General features: G+C 38.5%; 14 protein-coding genes. 4 read left to right on the top strand and 10 right to left on the bottom strand.

What is annotated here, in order from left to right; all coding sequences use genetic code 11:
- Window positions 1–118 precede the first annotated feature (118 nt).
- The 4 genes from PISS_RS08380 to aceK all read right to left on the bottom strand — a co-directional run bounded on the left by PISS_RS08380 (window position 119) and on the right by aceK (window position 3,605).
- A complete protein-coding gene (locus tag PISS_RS08380; protein WP_008113615.1) occupies window positions 119–373 on the bottom strand; it encodes a DUF2999 family protein in 255 nt (84 codons plus the stop codon).
- An 86-nt stretch (window positions 374–459) separates the two neighbouring features.
- Complete coding sequence (locus PISS_RS08385) at window positions 460–1,422, bottom strand: zinc-binding dehydrogenase (RefSeq protein ID WP_058154714.1); 963 nt, start codon at window positions 1,420–1,422, stop codon at window positions 460–462.
- 64 nt (window positions 1,423–1,486) lie between these two features.
- Entirely contained in the window at window positions 1,487–1,612 is a 126-nt protein-coding gene (locus PISS_RS19110; protein ID WP_279627848.1) for a hypothetical protein, read from the bottom strand.
- 211 nt (window positions 1,613–1,823) lie between these two features.
- Entirely contained in the window at window positions 1,824–3,605 is a 1,782-nt protein-coding gene (aceK, locus tag PISS_RS08390; protein WP_058154716.1) for a bifunctional isocitrate dehydrogenase kinase/phosphatase, read from the bottom strand.
- A 117-nt stretch (window positions 3,606–3,722) separates the two neighbouring features.
- Between aceK and PISS_RS08395 the strand changes: the two genes are divergently transcribed.
- Window positions 3,723–4,670: a LysR family transcriptional regulator gene (locus PISS_RS08395; protein ID WP_036982498.1), complete on the top strand. Its 948-nt coding sequence runs from the start codon at window positions 3,723–3,725 to the stop codon at window positions 4,668–4,670.
- Window positions 4,671–4,779: 109 nt separating this feature from the next.
- Window positions 4,780–5,226 (top strand): hypothetical protein, encoded by a 447-nt coding sequence (locus tag PISS_RS08400; RefSeq protein ID WP_058154718.1) that lies wholly within the window; start codon window positions 4,780–4,782, stop codon window positions 5,224–5,226.
- A gap of 11 nt (window positions 5,227–5,237) precedes the next feature.
- Here the strand turns inward: PISS_RS08400 and icd are convergent, their stop codons facing one another.
- The 6 genes from icd to PISS_RS08430 all read right to left on the bottom strand — a co-directional run bounded on the left by icd (window position 5,238) and on the right by PISS_RS08430 (window position 15,853).
- Entirely contained in the window at window positions 5,238–6,488 is a 1,251-nt protein-coding gene (icd, locus tag PISS_RS08405; protein ID WP_058154720.1) for an NADP-dependent isocitrate dehydrogenase, read from the bottom strand.
- 263 nt (window positions 6,489–6,751) lie between these two features.
- Complete coding sequence (locus tag PISS_RS08410) at window positions 6,752–7,492, bottom strand: glycosyltransferase family 2 protein (RefSeq protein ID WP_058154721.1); 741 nt, start codon at window positions 7,490–7,492, stop codon at window positions 6,752–6,754.
- Between the two features lie 97 nt (window positions 7,493–7,589).
- Window positions 7,590–10,274 carry a 7TM diverse intracellular signaling domain-containing protein gene (locus tag PISS_RS08415; protein WP_058154723.1) on the bottom strand — a complete coding sequence of 895 codons (2,685 nt, stop codon included), beginning with the start codon at window positions 10,272–10,274 and terminating at the stop codon, window positions 7,590–7,592.
- 15 nt (window positions 10,275–10,289) lie between these two features.
- The gene (locus PISS_RS08420) at window positions 10,290–12,560 is read right to left on the bottom strand and encodes a TonB-dependent receptor (protein ID WP_058154725.1); all 2,271 of its coding nucleotides are present in this window, start codon (window positions 12,558–12,560) and stop codon (window positions 10,290–10,292) included.
- Between the two features lie 87 nt (window positions 12,561–12,647).
- Window positions 12,648–14,897 (bottom strand): NAD(P)-binding protein, encoded by a 2,250-nt coding sequence (locus PISS_RS08425; RefSeq protein WP_058154726.1) that lies wholly within the window; start codon window positions 14,895–14,897, stop codon window positions 12,648–12,650.
- A gap of 20 nt (window positions 14,898–14,917) precedes the next feature.
- Window positions 14,918–15,853, bottom strand: coding sequence for an acetoacetate decarboxylase family protein (locus tag PISS_RS08430; RefSeq protein WP_058154728.1), 936 nt, complete (start codon window positions 15,851–15,853; stop codon window positions 14,918–14,920).
- A 413-nt stretch (window positions 15,854–16,266) separates the two neighbouring features.
- On the opposite strand from PISS_RS08430, the gene PISS_RS18910 reads away from it, so the two are divergent.
- Window positions 16,267–16,434, top strand: coding sequence for a hypothetical protein (locus PISS_RS18910; protein ID WP_007375427.1), 168 nt, complete (start codon window positions 16,267–16,269; stop codon window positions 16,432–16,434).
- 122 nt (window positions 16,435–16,556) lie between these two features.
- Window positions 16,557–17,390 carry a transporter substrate-binding domain-containing protein gene (locus PISS_RS08435; protein WP_058154730.1) on the top strand — a complete coding sequence of 278 codons (834 nt, stop codon included), beginning with the start codon at window positions 16,557–16,559 and terminating at the stop codon, window positions 17,388–17,390.
- The last annotated feature ends 11 nt before the right edge of the window (window positions 17,391–17,401 follow it).

The raw sequence follows: 17,401 nt of genomic DNA on the forward strand, positions 1-17,401 counted from the left end.
GTCCCTGCTATAGGTTAAGTATTTATTTGACTGTATAAATGCAGAGCCGTTCAAAGGAGTGTGTAACAAAACATGTTTAGGGATAGAGACATGCATAAAACATGTCTCTAAAGATAGTTTACTGCTGGTTTAACTTGTCTTTCGCTTCTTGTACTTTTGCAAAATCTAAACCTAATTCATCCGTTGCTTCTTTAATTAAATGAGGTTGGGTCATTACTACCGCCATCAATTGCTGAAGTTTTTCAGGTGGTATGCCCAGCTCTTGTACTAATGCCATAGCCATCATTGGGTTTTGGGTAAATGCTTCAAATAATGCCGCTACTTTTTCATCGCTGACATTGTGCTCTTTTAATATTGCAATAATTGGATTCATTATTAACCTTAAAATCGAAATAGTTTTTTAAAGTATATGGCCTCATACAGGGATTAACAATATTAATCCCTGTGGCATTACTTGTTTCACTCTACCAACAATACAACTTTACCTGAGTTTTCATTACCCTCTAAGATGGCATGTGCCTCACTAGCTTGTTGCCATGGCATGGTTTTATAAATATTAAAGTCATACTTTTGATTGGCAATATCATCATAAAAGCGCGCTACAAATGCATCTCTTAACGCGCGCTTAAACGCGATACTGCGATTACGTAATGTCGAGGCATGAAACGAAATGCGCTTTTGTAATAAGCGTGCAAAATCGACTTCGGCAAAGCGACTATCTAAAAATGCGAGCATCACAATCTGACAATCCATTGCGGCCACTTTGGCATTTTTATTCAAATAGCGGCCAGAAACCGGATCGACTATGGCGTTTGCACTTAAGTTATGTGCCTTCATATATTCAACAAAATCAGTGGTTTTATAATTAATCACATGGTCAGCACCCAAGCCTTTAGCGTGTTCACATTTTTCATCAGACCCTGCTGTTATTACCACCTGTGCACCGGCACTTTTTGCCATTTGAATAGCCGCTCCGCCTACGCCACTGGCACCGGCATGAATAAGCGCCGTTTGCCCTGATTGTAGTTTTCCTAACTCAAAGAGTGCGCCAAAGGCAGTTAAATACACTTCACTAATAGCAGCACCTTCTGCCATAGAAATATTATCTGGCAATTCCATTAATTGCTGCGCATCTACCGCGACATATTCACTGTAAGCACCTCCAGCACATAGAGTAAAAATACGCTTATCTTGCCATTTAGGGTCTACCTCACTGCCAAGCTCACACACGGTACCTGCACATTCGAGTCCTAGAATAGGGCTATCCCCTTCAGGAGCAGGATACTTACCTTGACGCTGCATACAATCGGCGCGGTTAACGCCAATCGCTGCTACTTTTACCAGTACTTCATTACTGCTAATCTTCGGCTTGTCGGTTTGTTCAAACGCTAACTGCTGATCTTGATGTGAAATGTACTGCATAAATCTCCTCGTATTTTATTCTATTTAATTTTTCGCCATACTTCGGCTTCAACTAACTCGTTATTTACTGTGTCATATGATTAAAGTGTGTAGCGGTTATTAATGTTATTGATGTAACCTCGGGGGGGGGGTTAGCACTGGCAAACACAGAGCCTGACAACAAAGCAAAGCCAACTAATATAAACTTCATAATACTCCTTTTGGTGTTAACAGCGCCTTAAGCACAAAAATTCAGTGCTGATTTAACCAGTGTATTGGCCTTTGTCGACTAACCTTTGTTCAATTTAGGCCGAACTCGTTGGGCAGTGCATGTTCTGCATTTATGCTGCGTTATCAGCAATTGCTGGGGAAGCATTGCCTAAAAACACGACTTCAAATTTAACCTTGAAAGATAAACAAAACTATAAATTATTAAAACGCCAGCTTTGTTTATAAGGATATACATCAGGAAGCTGACCTTGCTCAATACCTTGCTGGGTCATTTGCCAGTACTTTGCCGTAAATAAATCACTATGATAATGATTAAAATGGCTAAAGGCACTGCTACTGGCACTAAAAAATACCTTAAATTGACTAGGAAATATATCATTTTGGTCTATATCAAAATAAGAATGTGAGCTTATTTCCTCTAACGCGTTGTCAGTATTTGGCACTTCTCTAAAATTACAATCAGTAAGAGGGCAAATTTCATCGTAATCATAAAATACCACTCGCCCCCAACGTGTCACGCCAAAGTTTTTCATTAGCATGTCACCGGCAAAAATATTTGCACTGGCAAGCTCTTTAATCGCTTTACCATAATCAACCATCACCTGCTGCAGTGATTTACTGCTACATTGACCGATATATAAATTAAGCGGTGTCATTTTTCGCTCAACATAGACATGTTTGAGTATTAACGCTTTGCCCGAAATAATTAAGCTATCACCAATGTGTTTTTTCATTTGTGTAAGCAATTCATCACTAAAACGACTTAAATCAAAGGCTAGGTATCTAAATTCATGAGTATCAACTAATCGCCCTACTCTATCAGCCTGTTTTACAAAGTTATATTTATCTTTTACCTGCTGTTTTGTCGCCGTTTTTGGTGCACTAAATTTATCTTTTATTACTTTGTACACATAGTCTAGGCCATCAATTGTAAAAACAAGCATCACCATACCTGGTGTACCTGGCGCTAAATGATATTTATATTGCTCGGGGCTACTTTTAGTCGTGTCCACCTTATAGCGATAAAATTCTGTTTTCGCATGTTTAATAAAACCTATCGCATTAAACAATTCAAACCGTTGTTTGTGAGGCATTAACACACTTAAGTAATCTACATACCGTGCAGGTTGGTCGGTATCTACCATAAAGTACGTGCGCGCAAAGCCAAATAACAAGCTCAGCTGATCAGCGCCCATCATTACAGCATCAATTGTAAGCCCGTCAGGGGTATTTAAAATGGCTATTGCAAAGGGCATATTATCGCCATTTTTAGCAATACATCGTCCTATTACATAACACGCTTTATTGCGGTAAAAGTGTGAATTGGCGTACTCAATATAGCCGTCATTTAAACTTATTAGCTCATACACTTGTCTGCATTGTTGCTGCGCCCCTTGGGTTAACGTTGCTTGTAGTTTAGCTAAGTCCTCGTTTAAACTTTTAAATGGCACTCTAAACACTTGTTCATTGACTAAAGTTTTAACTGCGCTATCAAAGCCTTCTTTTAAGGAAATACGACTCACAAGCCCTTCATAAGAACGTGGTTGCCCCCGGTACTTTGCTTTTAAGACAAATAAATGCACCGTACGAATTTTTTTATCATCCCAAATAGCGCCAAAAGTAGAATTAAAAAACGTATGTGCAATTGGCTGGTTTTCATGCTCTTTAACCATTTCGCCATAAATATTTTTTGCACGTTGCCATGTTTGTGGACAGTTTAGTTCATCATAGGCAATCACTTTAACGGCCTCACTCACCTGCTTTACTTGACGCTCATACACTTGCAAGCGCGCTCGCATTGCCGCTTGCACCTCATGATATTGGCGTTGTTCAAAGCGACTTTGTGCCCCTAAGGTAATATTTAAGAACTGTGCAAACATAGCTTCAAAGCCAGCAAATACAGCGCGTGCTAACTTAGTGGCTATGAGTTCTTGTATAGGATTGTGGGTAGACGTTAACGACGTGCTAGGCATAGTATAGGCGCTTCTATTTTTAGCAATTATGCTGATTATTTTTTATTAGAGGTTTACACCTTAGCAAGCACGCTTTAATTTAGATAATTAATACAGCAAATAAATAAAATTGATCATATGAATATAAGAAATGTCGATCTCAACCTACTCGTCTATTTAAATGTATTAATAGATGAAAAAAGTGTGTCTAAAGCGGCCAATAAACTCGCATTAACACAACCGGCTATGAGCAATGCGTTAAAACGCCTAAGAGATTTATTTGACGATCCTTTGCTGGTACGAGCTGCGGGCTCCATGACCCCAACAGCTAAAGCCCTTGCCCTTAAGCCCGAAATTGAAGCGCTGTTAAAAATGGCAGAAGAGATCACGCAGCCCAGTGAGCAATTTAATCCCGCTACTGCCCACGTGACGTTTCGTATTATGGCAAACGATTATTTAGAATCGACGCTAATTGCTCCCTTTATTTGCGAGCAGCTAGCTAAAAATCCGGGCATTGACTTCGATGTACTTAGCCCCAGCGACGTTAACCTACAGGATATGGAAAAAGGCACTATCGATTTGGCAATAAACCGTTTTAATGGTCTGCCGCGCTCTTTTCATCAAGCTACTGTATGGCGAGATAACTACTGTTGTTTAACCCATCCACATAATCCATTTTTAAACGATGCAAACTTAGACCAATACTTAAAAAGTGAACATATTTGGGTTAATCGAGCCGGCTGGGGCCCCGAACCTGCTGTAACCAATAAATCAGGTAAACAAAAATTAGGCTGGGTCGATGAGGCATTATGGCAATTAGAACAAACACGTAAAATAAGAGTCTTTACCCGTCATTACATGATTGCCAGTTTACTGTGTCAATCTGAGCAACTCATTGCAACCCTTCCGCGTCGTCAAGCAAAGCTTTTAACTAGCCATACTAATTTAGTGATTAGCCCTGTGCCATTTCAAATCGTCCCCATAGAAGTAAAAATGATATGGAGCCCGTTATTACACCATACACCAGCGCACCAATGGCTTAGACGCGAGTTGTTGGCGTTTGCAAATACAGTGATTGATAGGTAAAGAATTAAAATATTGATCAAATCAATATCAGTTATTGAAAACAACAATTTCATTAATATTACACTTAGCGCTACAGTGAAGTTAAGCCAACAAACTAAGAGTAATAATTATGCAAACATCAGCAAGCTTCACACAACAAGACGGATTATTCATTGCTGCAAATTTACATCAATTCATTGAACAACAATTGTGTCGTAAAACAACACTTCAAACGCAACACGTTTACCAAGCGTTAGCCACGTTAGTTGATGAGTTTGGGTGTGCATGTCGTAAAACAAAACACCAAGAAAACGACATTCTCGACGTGAATACTTTATTAAATGCATATCAACGTAAAAGTCATCCACATTGTCATGTAGATGCACAAACAACCGCAGCCGTTTTAGATGAATACTGTTGCCAAGTGCCTGCGATTATTGTGGTTGCTTTAATGGATACGCTTAGTGGCACACTCTGTGATGAGCCAAGCGCCCATAAACTTTACCACAGAGCTGCAGAGCTGACAGAGCGTCCATGCGTTCATCGCGAGCAAACAGCTAACGCCTCTGCAGCGTAAAATGCTGCCCTTTAAAAGTGCTCGATAACCTTGTTGGCAAATTGTTTGCAACTTAAGGTTGTCGAGTTATGATTTGATTGAGCTAAATCAAATGTAACCTGTCCACTGGCAAATGTGCTTTCAAGCGCGTTTTCAATTAAACAAGCAGCCTCACTCCATCCCATAAACTTAAGCATTAACACCGCACTCAATAAGCTACTGCTCGGATTTGCCTTATCTTGTCCTGCTATGCGCTCAAATGTACCATGTGTGGGTTCAAAAAACGCAACTTCGGTATTTAAGTTTGCCGCCGGCATAATCCCTACTCCACCGACTTGTGCACTGAGCATATCGGCTAAAAAGTCTCCGTTTTGATTAGTGGTGGCCACCACATCAAATTGAGCAGGATCCATTAAACACTGCTGAAGCATATTATCGGCAATTACTTCTTTAATAACCAGCGGCGGTAAATCACCACGTTGTATTTCAAGCCAGCGCCCGTTTTGATGCTCAATGGCAGCATATTCACGTCTGGCCAGCGCAAATCCCCAGCGCTTAAATGCGCCATCGGTAAACTTAAGTACATTGCCTTTGTGAACTAAAGTGAGTGATTCACTATTATTTTTTAGGGCATAATTAATTGCATAGCGTATTAATCGCTCTGATCCCTCTTTAGAGATATTTTTAATACCTAAACCACATTCTTGGGTAAAACGAAGCCGAGTTACGCCCATTTCTTCACATAAAAAATCGAGCATTTTTTCATTTTCAACACTGCCCGCTTGCCACTCAATTCCTGAGTACACATCTTCACTGCTATCACGTAGCACAGTAATATGCGTGGTAAATGGGTTTTTTAAGGGTGACGGTAATGCACTAAATCCTTTAATGGTTCGCATATTTACATACAAATCCATTTCATGGCGAAGCGCGACATTGAGCGAGCGAAATCCGCCTCCAAGCGGTGTTGTTAAAGGGCCTTTAATCGCGATTTTACAATCTCGTACTGCATTAATCGTTTCTTGAGGGAACCAATCACCGTCATAAAGCTTGGCAGCTTGCTCACCATTGTAAACTTGCATCCAATGAATTTTGCGTCTTGCGCCATAACTATGCTCTATGGCGGCATCCACTACTTTTCGCATCACTGGCATCACATCGAGGCCGACGCCATCACCATCAATATAAGCAATAATAGGGTGTTCGGGTATATGCCACTGTCCTTGTTCATCAATAAGTATATGTTCACCATTTTCTGGCACAGTAATATGTTGATATTGCATTGTTAACACCTAGAAAAACATCCTCTTTTCATTAAAGCATGTTCGTTAATAGGTGTCTGTAATTGCATTTTTATAATTGATATCACCGCAGCGAATAACTGCACGGTATTCACTATTAGTAAAAATAAGGGAACGATTTTTTAATAAAGGTGGCATCAGGCATTTTATTTAACACCCGACCAAATAGAACATTACTGAGTAGAGCATAACTGCAGATTAATTTTAACCACCGGATGATTATAAAATTAACCTGCTAAGTGAGATTATTTATAATAGGCAAATAAGTATTTATTGAAACTATATTGGCTTTGTATAACCGCAATAACAAATCCTGCTTTACCATCTAAAAAGCCACGTCTTAAAAAATAATGGCGGATAAAAGCAAAAAAAGCGGAACTACTTGCCTTCAAGAGTGATGGTTTTTTACCCTTATTTACCATTTGCTCTGCACCTATGTGCGCATAATGATTTCTTTTATTCATATAGCCAAAAATATCTTCATGCTGAAAATGTAATATATTTTCTTTCAACTCAATTGGTTTACAATCAAGCATTACAACAGACTCATGCACTAAGTTTTGGTTATAACCTGTTATTTTTTTATTGTAGATACGCGCAATACGATCAGGATACCAGCCGCTGTGTCGAATAAATTGGCCACAAAAATACGTTAAACGGTTAAGCTTTAAAATATTTTTCTCATTGCATTTTGCCAATGTCGTTATTATTTCTTCCTTTAAACGCTCACTGACAACTTCATCACAGTCAATTGCAAAAATCCAATCGTTAGTTGCTAATGCTTCTGCCCTTCGTCTTTGCTCACCAAACCCTTGCCAGTCATCACGCACAAATACTTTATCTGTGTATTTATTTGCAATAGCACGTGTTTCATCAGTGCTACCTGAATCAAGTACAATGATTTCATCTGCCCACTTTACTGACTCTAAACAACGCTCAATTTTATCCTTTTCATTTTTACATATAATACAAACAGATAGCTTCACAAAATTTCCTTTTTAATAACACTGTATTTTAAAAATTATCTTCCTATTATAAACAGATCATAACAACACAGGAAACAAGGCTTTAAAAAGTATGGTTTTAAGCTTCTAAAATAACGTCAATTGTATTGAGTAAAGCCTCTACTTGATGTCTATCAAGCACGGCGTTAGCGGATTTTAATCGTTTTTCAAACTCAACAGCTTGTTGATACAGTGCTTGGCATTCAAACATCCCTGCCGTTCCCTTAATCATATGTACGCTGCGTGCAAAACCGGTTATATCACCCTGCTTAAATTGCGATTGTAATGTGTGTTTTTGTTTTTTTAATCCTTTAATGTATTCTTGCTTGAGCAGTGCAAACTCATCATCAGGCAGCTTAATATTTTCGCATATATCAATATCAAGATAACTTGCGATTTTACTACTAAAACACCGTCTATCGATGGGTTTGGCAATATGGTCGGTAAAACCTTGTCTTAAATAGCGATCGACTTCATGCTTCATCGTGTTCGCAGTAAGCGCCACAATCGGTGTTGTTACACCCGTGGCTTGCATAATATTAATTGCTTGTTCACCATCCATAATTGGCATTTGAATATCTAATAAAATTAAATCAAATTGTTCATCAAGTGTCGCTTGTGCAGCATCTCGGCCATTTTCTACTGCCACCACAGTTAAACCCATTCGCTCTAAAATCCGCTTAATCAGCTGTCGGTTTTCTGGGTGATCTTCAGCCACGAGTACCCTACCAATCAAATTTCGCTGGTTACTATTTAAAGGGAGCTCTTTGTTTTGTGACTTACAGATATCGTCAAATGCGTTAACCCATTTTGTATGAGCCGTTGTATGCAGTGCCATAGTAAAACAAAACTCACTGCCGCTTCCGAGCACAGAATAAACCGTAATATCGCCATCTAGTTTAGTTGCTAGGCTTTTTGAGATATTTAACCCAAGTCCAGTGCCACCGTATTTGCGAGAAATCGACGAGTCAGCTTGATGAAAGGGAGTAAACAAGTCTTTTTGCTCACTGTCGGTCATACCAATTCCCGTATCTTTCACTTTAATAATTAGTTGTTTTTTATTACAGCTAACCGTTAGCTTTATATAACCTTGGCTGGTAAATTTAAGCGCATTGGTTGCTAAATTTAATAATATTTGTCTCAATCGAGTTGGATCTGAGACTATCCAATCAGGTAGCGGAAATTGATAATCAACTTTAAATTTTAAGCCTTTATCACGGATTTGTTTTCCTAGTAACGATTCGATTTCAGCAATAGTGGCAAACAAGTCCGTTTCAACTAGCTCTATCTCTAGACGGTTAGCCTCAATTTTTGACATATCCAAAATGTCATTAATTAAGCCAAGAACATGACGACTATTTTGCAAAATCACCCGAATGCCATGGTTTCTCTCATGAGGCTGTATATCACCTAAAATAATACCATCAGCATAACCAATGATTGATGTCATTGGGGTGCGAATTTCGTGGCTCATATTGGCTAAAAATCGACTTTTAGCTTCACTTGCATCACGAAGTTCTTCAGCTAATTGTTGTAACTCTTGAGTACGCAACTGTACTTTGTGTTCTAAATTTTTAGTCAATTCAACATTCTCATGGTGTAAAATGCTAAATTTATTTGCCACGGCAAAAGCAAGTAGCACTGCATCGAGTGCGGTACCAATGAGCCCAAGTAAATAGAGATCCATCTTTATAGGTTCAATTAGCCCTAAATTAGTTAAATTGCCGACCATATTAGGAATGGCCATCGCCAAATACGCTAAAATAAAATAGCGAGCGGGCTTAAAGCCACTTAACCAACTTCGTATACCAACAATCATACCCAGGCACAAAGTAGCCCCCGTTACTAAAGTAGCCCATATAAAGCCAAAACCTGGCCAAATGATTGCAAATGGAGTACCTGCGGTAGCAATAATGCCCAAGTAAATTGAAAACCGTGATAATTGAGGAGACGTTTCCTTTAATTTAAGTAAGCTGTTAAAAAATAAGATATTTGTGATGGGAATTAAGGTAAAACCTAGCCAATGAAAATGGGCGTTGTAAAAACCAAAAATTTGATCTGGTATATGAAAAAACTGACTCCAAGCTAATACCCAGCACGCGGTAAACAGGGCGTAATACAAATGGGTTTTATCTCTATCACCCAAGTAAATAAGAAAATTATATAAACCTAATGCAATACCAACCCCAAAGCACAGCAGCATAATCATGTTATCTGATGTTTTTTTCACAAAAAAATCATCATAAGGTGAAAGCACTAATTTAGGTGGGGTATAAAAGTATTCACTTTGAAATTTTGCAATTAATATGTAGGGCCGATTAGGCGTCAGCTCGATTCTATTACCATAATGAAATGCAAACTCATTAGGGTAAATGCCACCCGTTGTATAACGATTTATTGGCTCATCAAAATTCGACATATCATAAATACGCGTCTCAATTTTTGAAAGCAGCGTGTTATAGGGATATAACACAAGTTCATTTAAATCAGTTTTGTTTTCCAGCTTAATCACAAACCAAAAACTACCACCAAAAAACGATGTTCTCGATTGTGGTTGCTTTTTTTCAAGCCACGTTTCTATATCGCTATGGTCTCGGGGAAAAGCGCCATCAGTGACTTGAAATACACTGCCTTGATTAAGCAAATCAGTATCTTGTTGTTTCAAAGTATAAGCAAAAGGCTCAAGTGCATTTGCCACTGCTAAATTGCTAAAGCATATAAATACACAATATATAAATAGCTTTAGAGCTGCCTTTATTGGCATACTTTGCACCTTAAATTAAAACTGATAACTAATATCCAAGCCAAAACGCCGGCCTTCACCCTTAAAATCTTCAAGCATGCCAAGAAAAGAACTTAAATCAAATTTTAAGTGACTGTATTGAGTACCAAAGAGGTTTTTACCCCAAATGGCAACCGCCCAGTTATCGTGTTGATAGTGTATATTGGCGTTAAAAATACTATAGCTGTCTTGCATCGCATAGGGGTTTTGATTCTGATCAAAATAGTAATCGGATTGATAATCAACTAATAATTGAGTAGTTAGTGGGTGATTAGCCACCTCAAAAGTGTATTCAATACCCGCACTGAGATTCCATTTTGAGGTAAACGGCAAACGATTATCAGTTAACGCATTCCCTAGTGGATCAACATATTCTTCAAACTCTGCATGAGGTATATAACCCATAGCAAACTTAACATTCAAATTATCGGTCAGCCAATACTCAAGATCAGCTTCTAAGCCGTAAATAATGGAGTCAGCCACATTTTCTAATAATTGAATTGGCGGGCTCTGCTCAGATGTTGAAGGCTGATTCATAAAGACTTGTTGATCATTATAATCATAATAAAATGCAGCCCAGTTAAATCGAATACCCTGCTGTGGCCACCAGGACTTTGATCCGATTTCATGTGAGTTTAACCGCTCTTTTTGATAGTCAGCGAGTTGGGCCTGTTCAACCGATGATAAAAAGCCACCGTTATAGCCTCCGCTTTTGGCGCCATTAGCAAAACGATAATAGGCGTAAGTTGAATCATCGACTTTAAAGTTCACTCCTAACTGCCCAGAAATGCCATTATCTGACTGCTCTCCTTGAACACGATAAAATGGAACCTTAACCCCTGTTAAATCGTCAGCATCTATAACAACGTTAAGCTGAGATACTGAGTCGTAGTCTAACGATTCATAAGAGTAACGAAGCCCTGCAGTGATCAACCAATCTTGGTTTAATTGATAATCGAATTGCGTAAACGCGGCCATACTCTTTGTGTTTATTTTATTATTATAAAAAAAAGTAGCGGTTAAATCTGTCGCTAAAATTCCCCGATAGTCCCGTAAAATATCATTTACATTATCTTGAACAATAGACTCATCAGCATAATATATTCCCGTCGTTAAAAAATGCTCACCCAACTGAGATTGCAATCGCAATTCTTGCGTCACCAAATCAGTATTTAACCCTAAGTTGCCCTCACATAACTGTGCGGGAGAGCCATCACAATTAAAAGCATGGTCCCGTTTTAATTTGTTATAACTGCTTAAAAAAACAAGCTCATTGTGTGTGTCTAATTGCCAATTAGCATGGGCGCTAATGCCCTTACCATCTGTTTTATGAGGCGAATTATTATTTACGCTGACTGTATAAAAATCATCACTGGCATCATTAAAGCCAAAATTATCAAAACAGCTGGTTGAACCCGCTTGTGCTGGCGAGCATCGCTCTCCTGTTAGTGGATTAGCAACAATTCCAATACTGCCAACCGGCTGTACTATGCCATCCCAATCGGCAATATGCCCTTTTATCAATAGCTGTACCGTGTCAAAATCAGCTAAAAAGGAAACTCGGCCATTCGTTTGTCGCATGCCAGCTTTCGGTGAGTCGGCAAAAATATTGTTAGTGGAATAATCATAATCTTGATGATTAAGCGCTATACGAACGGCAGTGTTTTCACTAATTGCTGAATTAAACATAGCATCAACACTGGTCGCATTGTTATTAGCAATGCCAGTGCTTAAATAACCACTTTGTTCAAACTCAGGGCGTTTAGAGCGGATTAAAATAGCGCCCCCTGTAGAATTGCGACCAAATAAAGTGCCTTGAGGACCACGCAAAATATCAATTTGTTCAATATCAAATAAATTAACAATTTGGTTACTTGCAGAGCCAACAGCAATATCATCAACATACATCGCCACAGGGGATGTATTCGCCGTATTGTAATCAACTAGCCCTACACCACGAATGTTAACCGCTGGCGGTGTGCCTTCCGCTGCGTTTTGACTAATTTTTAGATTAGGAGCAAATACAGACAACTCTGTCGAATCTTTAACGTGTTGTACTTGAAGATCATTACCTTTAATGGTGCTTACAGAAATGCCAACTTCTTCAATTTTTTGCGCTCTTTTTTGCGCATAAACTTCTATGATTTCCATATTACGCACATTCGCACTTTCATCATCTACAAGTACTTTCGCCTGCAGTGGCAGTAAAAAGCCTGGTAAGCATATCAACCCTATTTTCTTATTGAGAAGCTTGCCTTTATTTTTCATTTCTTGTGACCTTTACGCTAGACAAATGTAAACAGCATGTTTAATTATATACTAATCAATCGATAATACGGTTATATGAATAATATTTTAATGTTTGAGGGCTGCAAATGCATCTTCGCCACTAATGTGTTGTGGGTAACCTACCATTGCTCTTGCTGTTTGCATACCAGCCATGACAGCCGCTTCAACACAACCGGCATTAACGCCTGTTTTTATCCAGTCACCGGTAATAAAAAGATTGGTAAATTGTGTTTCATCGGTTGCCAGACGATATTGACTTGAGCCTGCAACTGACAAAACATATCGCTCACTGGGATCCACATTTACCCGCCAGTATTGAGCATTTAATCGTTCATCCCCTGATAACTGAGAGCCATGTAAAACAGACCAATCAAATTGATTATTTTGAAACGCAAGCGGCCATAAAGACTGCATATTATTTTCTAGCATATCTTTGAGGTTAGCTTTTACTTGCGATTTTGCTTGAATAACAAATTGATGTTCACTTTGTGGCGGGTAATAGTCACAAGGAAAAACACTGCAAAAGTAAGCAATGTTTTTAGGAGGACAATCGATAGGCCATTGCTCTTCGTCGATTAAATTCATCATCGCAGCCCATGTATCAATTGGTTCGCTAAAGCCACTGAGAATGGGGCCTTCTTTGCTAGGTGGCCTATATTGCCAACCTAATTGCTCGTCAGTCTTACTAAGCCATAATTGGGCTGCCTGCGTTGCCACCGTTTTGACTTGTTTTGCTTGAGCTGCAAAATTTGTATCCCATACTAATAACGAAGGGCATACATGCTCAAGTGAGGCAACAGATACGCCAAGAATCATCCTGTCAAAGTCATCTTTGTAGCGTAATTTTTTTATTGGCAGTGGCTGCCCAAAATGGTTTTCATATTGAGCAGGCCAGTTAGACCAAAAAGATTCTAAATTAATATTATGCTGTTTTAATAGTGCGGCTTGTTCACTATTAATTTGCGCATAAAGCGGCTCACTTGGCCAACAAGGTAGTTTTTTCACATAAACAAGTGGTTGATATTCAGCATCTGATTTCAAAGTAACTTGTTGCTGTAACTTAATTACCTCAACAAAACGTTCACCCTGCTCATTTAGGCTGGGTTCCAGGTTTTGCAATTGATGGAAATACTCAAACTTAACCCCTCTTTTTTTTAGTAGCTCATACAGTGGAGCAAAAATGACATCGCCCATCCCCGCTTGCATTTTCCACATAACCCCTCCGCGATAACACAGCGCAATACGTAACATAGCTAGTGATGCAACACCGGCTTCAACATTAGGCTTACTGATGTCTCCATCAGCGTAAGCAAATACTAAATCATAAAATCCCCGTATTGGCGCAGAGTTAGCACTGTACTGCTCATTTGCCCCATTTCTTATCAGCCACTGTCTAAAATCAAATTTGTTTATGACCCCAAACCCATCTCGATATACTTTGTCTTTGACCAGGCCAACCAACATTGCAATAGCAAGGTCTGCACAAATATATAATCGTCTAAGCTGCGCATTATTGTCTAATAACTCAATCATTTCGCTATTTAGCCAACGCTTTAGTTTTCTAACTATATACCAAATGACAAGGCCATCTTTTTTCTCTTGTACTTGGGGTTTTAATGTATTGTCAGCGTGAGCAAACTGATTTAATTTACTTATTAATAAGCTGGGAGTAGAGGCTATTTCACTCGAGTATTGTTTTATATCATCAGCAAAGTGTTGCCAAGTTTCCTCTGTATCATCAACCAAGTCCGCTATTTGTTGATGTAAATGGCGTAATAAAGACTGATCACGAGATTTTTTTGTGCTCAAATTTATATTTTTATTGGCTTTTGTTGCGGCTAATTGTAAATCCAGTATCCACTTTTTTAGCCAAGCTAGGGTCATTTTAATAAAGTCCCATGGCGTAATATCCAAACTACCCTCCGCAGGATTTCCAGGTAATAAGGGGAAATCTATTGGCCATGTTTGCCATTGATCATTAATATATTCTTCTAGTGCTATAAAACTATGCGGCTTTAATGCTTGCTGCCATGTAGATAAAGGTGAATCGACTGTGCGTTGTAACTTAGTGTAAACCGTTTCTATTGTTTTAAAGCTATTTACATAAGCACCAAACCATACATGCAAGCCATGCTCTTCAATACGCTGCCCACGAGCCGCATTACGGCCACTTGCGCCTTTACCACCTAAACGCCAACCTTGTTGGTATACAGTAATAGTTCGATGCTGTTGCCAATCACGCTGCTCGGTTAAATACAGTGCAGCAGTCATAGCCGATACACCGCCACCAATTATCACAATTTTTTCTTGGTTCATGGTAAATCCTTCTAAGTAATTTAAATCTTAGTTGCGGCTAACTGGTCAAAATCCATTTGAACATAAAATGGTAAATGCAGCGCTTGACTACCTAACTTCAGACCAAACATATCGGCAAGGGGGAAACTATCTAATTTATTAAGATGTAACGTAAACTCAGGTTTCAGAAATTTAAAGCGATGTATTTTTTTAATCATAGAGGGTGAGTGCATTACGCTTTGGTATACCGCTGAATCACTACTGCCATCGGGAAATTGCTTAAACAATATTTGATCCATTTGTGGATTAACAAACCCACTCAATAGCTGCTTTAATAATGACAAATCAATGCCTAAATGTTTACGAGAAAACAAATTTGCTACTTGCTCGCCAAAATCATCTAGGACAGAGAAAAAGTCATTTTCGTGCCCCTGAGAGTTTATTGTAATTGTAAATAACTCATGCATTTGCAGCTTTGATTCAGGCGAAAAATGATCAAAGCATTCTAAAGATAGTGAAAAATTCGAAAGCTCAGTTACACACTCGGGCATAATGTAATCACATAAATATTTATTATAGCCCCACGTTTCGCGACCATTTATGAGTGCATAAATGTTATTAACGCAGATAAATGCTGGATACCAATATAAGTAGCTTATATCCTCATTTTCAACTTTAGCGACAGGCAACCAAATGATAATATCTGTTTCTTGCATCCAACCATGCTGATCGAAAGGCGGTGTCATTGAGGCTATTTTTTCAATATCTGAAAATGTAATAAGCGCAAACTCGCCAAGTATTTTAAAACGAATATTCCCTTTAACGCCTACGTTTAGCGTTGAATCAATATATCTTTGTGATTTATCTAATTCTACCTCAGCAAAAAAGCCATACATATTCGCATTGTGCATACGACAAGGCGGCTTTGCTATTGGATTAGATAAAAAATGTTGATATGGCGTAGATAGTGAGCTCATTTGACCCCCTCAGTTAAAAACTGAGTATAGTCAGATATATTCGGGTCTGTTGACCTTTGCGAATTAATATTTACGGCTATATGTGAATTCCACTCGATTCAAAGTATTTTAATAAATTGCTTGCAAAGTAAAATGTTGTGAAGTAGTATCGCTGCTTGGCTATAAAAAGCCCTAGCGGTTAACCTCTTTACCCTGATCCAGTAAGTCCCGCAAAACGTATATTCAAAAGCTAAGTTATTGTACGGCGAGAACCCCTATTAATACCTTGATGATTTATTTTTAATATCATCGTAAAAGTGTCATAAAGATCGTCAACACTGTAATGAAGCTAAACACAATTAGATTATTTATCATCTGTAATGTGCTTTAAGAAAAAGCCCAGAATAAATAACAAAAATAAAGTGAGTTTTATTATGTCATACAAATATAACGGATCTATGATCCAAATAGCACATCCAGTGCAATCAATTTCGGTTAACAAACATCGTGTAATCTTTAGCGATACACAAGGTTTGAAAAATGCATTGTTTCAAAAAGCAAGTGATGCACGTCAATTTGTAAAGTGGCTCAAAGCCAGCTAATTATTATTGATAAGTTAAACACTTATAAATAAATCTAAATGCCAGCGTGAAGCTGGCATTTTACTTTTTGGTGTATTATTGACTACACTTAAATCCTTGTTTATTTATTCGTTGTAGTGCAAATGCGGTTTTCGTGGTTAATACTGTTAGTCTGTGTATTTTTAAGCACAAAGTGTAATGCCAGAACAATAAAATGGTTAACACATGATTTTGCGCCCTACTACATTATAAGCGGGCCGAACAAATCCCAAGGTCGTGACGAAAGTATTATTTCGCTTTTAGAACAGCAGCTGCCGCATATTACCTTTGAAAGAGTGATCATCCCCTCAGGTAAAGTGATTCAGGAACTCGCAAACCTGCAGTCTAATGCCTGTGCTTTGTCGCTCTATAGGAATAAATACCGCGAAGAGCGTGTTTATTTCACACATCAAAGCTCTACAGCAGGGCTTTCGCCATCAATTGCCATGCATACCAAGCTAAGTAGTGCGCTTGATATTGAAGACGCTAAACCGGTGTCATTAACCAATTTATTAGTTAATAAAAAGCTTACCTTAGGTGTATCTATGAATCGCTCCTATGGCAGTGAAATTGATAAAATAATCAACACCACACCCGGTATAAACCTGGTCATTCGACCAACCCGCGATACCCTCAGTACGTTAACATATATGCTTAACCTTAAAAGAATTGATATTTTATTAGGTTACCCAAGTGAACATTATTATTTAGCAAAAACAATGGGGTTTACTGATAATTTAACCCAGCGGATGCTCACTGAAGCCCCAGAAATAAGTTACGGTTACATTGGCTGTACTAAAAACGAGCAAGGTGCAGAGGATGTTGCTACGCTTAATCAACAACTCAAACTGATTAAGCAGACTGAAAACTATAAACAGATATTAACTCGGTGGTTACCAAGTCATTTAAAACCCAAATTAGAAGCACATTTACAATAATAAAAAGCTAA

The sequence above is a fragment of the Pseudoalteromonas issachenkonii genome, from assembly GCF_002310795.1.
Taxonomy (GTDB): Bacteria; Pseudomonadota; Gammaproteobacteria; order Enterobacterales; family Alteromonadaceae; genus Pseudoalteromonas; species Pseudoalteromonas tetraodonis.